The sequence below is a fragment of the Paenibacillus sp. IHBB 3054 genome, assembly GCF_051594305.1.
Classification (GTDB): domain Bacteria; phylum Bacillota; class Bacilli; order Paenibacillales; family Paenibacillaceae; genus Paenibacillus_AQ.
This window is the reverse complement of the sequence record NZ_JBOFBG010000097.1, coordinates 1-1,809: the sequence shown is the minus strand read 5'-3', so window position 1 is coordinate 1,809 and position 1,809 is coordinate 1. Positions and strand designations below refer to the sequence as shown.

Annotated in this window: 1 protein-coding gene; it reads right to left on the bottom strand. The window is 45.6% G+C overall.

Translation table 11 applies throughout. The features are described 5' to 3' along the window. A partial coding sequence (locus tag ACQ76X_RS35790; protein ID WP_438498648.1) for an FtsK/SpoIIIE domain-containing protein occupies window positions 1-1,809 on the bottom strand: 1,809 nt, incomplete at both ends.

The window sequence follows — 1,809 nt, the reverse complement described above, 5'->3', positions numbered from 1 at the left end:
ACTTGAATCTGATCCTCATCCCAGGCCAGCGTATAACCACCTTTTGTACTTGTCGGGGGAAGTAGAAAATCCAACTTCACCAATTGGCCCATCAGTTGCAGTACCTTCTCCTTGCGCATCCCAAGGGCTTGCTGAATATCGGTGGAACGGGTGGACCTCGTCTCACAAATCATTCGCTGAACTCGCAGCAGCAATTCATCATCGCTCTCCCGGCTATCCACTAGCCAAGGCTTCAACCCTGTCTCCGGATCATACTCAGGTGCCACTTTCCCTTCTTTGCTGAGTTGATCTACATAAGTAGCCGCTGAGATGTAGTCAATGTTCAGCGCTTGCTGAAGCAACCTGCCGGATACTCCGTTATGATCTCTCGCTAAGCGGATCACCTGGTCATACACACTCTCATTGATAAGCGGTTCCTCCGCTTCCTCTAAATCAGTCCATTCTCCTGTAGGGAATTCACTTAATGGTTTCTGTTCTGCAGATATAGAAGCCGCTCGCTCCGTTTCATCCTCTTCAATTGTCGTAGCAAACACCGAGGAACTTTCATTCACTTCCTCTGAATCGGCCTTATGCATCCGCATTTCATTCCGCCAATAACGCTTGAGTTCCTCAATATACTGGGTGGTTTCATCATCATCCGCGCTGATTGCCGCCGACTGGAATCTCTTTTGCCCTCCACCGTTCAGCATGCAGATCCCATCTCCGCCGCCAAGTAAATGTGGATTACCTGTATCCAGGACAGTTTTGTAATCATAAACACTCCGCAACTGAAATGCCACCCGAGACGGAAGATTTGATTTAATAACACCAGTCACCACATCCACACTGGGACGCTGAGTACCCATAATTAAATGAATTCCCGCAGCTCTACCCATTTGTGTCAAACGTTGCACGGTGTCCTCCACATCTGTTTTAGCAAGTACCATTAAATCAGCATATTCATCTATAACTGTTACAATATAAGGTATTTGTTCTTGTGGATGATTTCGATTATATTGCAACAAATTACGGACACCCGCTTGTGCGAAACGTGTATACCGCTTCTCCATCTCTACCACTATTTTTTTAAGTGAAAGTGACACTCGCATCGGGTCAGTCACAGGTGGAGAGATTAAATGCGGTAAGCCGGTATACATCGTAAGTTCTACCATTTTGGGGTCAATGAGCAAAAATTGCACTTGTTGCGGAGAACGTGTTGTTGCCAGAGAAGTAAGTAATCCATTGATATAAACAGACTTTCCCGATCCGGTGAACCCGGCCACAAGCAAATGAGGCAACTTGGCCAGATCTACCAAAATTGGTTTACCCTCCATATCCTTCCCGAACACCATTGGTAATTGAGCAGTTTTAGAAAATTCCCTAAGTTCATTTGCCAAATCACTCATATACACAAATGCACGTTCTTGATGTGGTATTACAAAAGCTGCTGAACTTGGAAAAGTAGAAGAGGCCACCGCAAACCCCTGGTCTTGCCCGATATGGTTTGCCAGATCATCTCTCTTTTTTACAAGATCACTGAGCTGTAGACGGGCGGGTAAGCGAAATGAAATACTTTGTAGGGTTGGACCAGCATCGATGGACAAAATTTCAGGTGGTTCATCTATTTTGAGTCCCGCCAATTGAATGGAGTTATAGATCAACTCTGATGCCTGCTCTGCAGTCATAATAGATGATGAATGGGGCCGTGGATTACTTGGAAAAAGAGCATAAGGTCCACCTTCTGCCGGTAAAGTAAATGTCGGCTTCGTGAAATTAAGGTACTCATGTTTGATCCCCCCCGAAACATCCGGTATTGATCCAATCGTACCA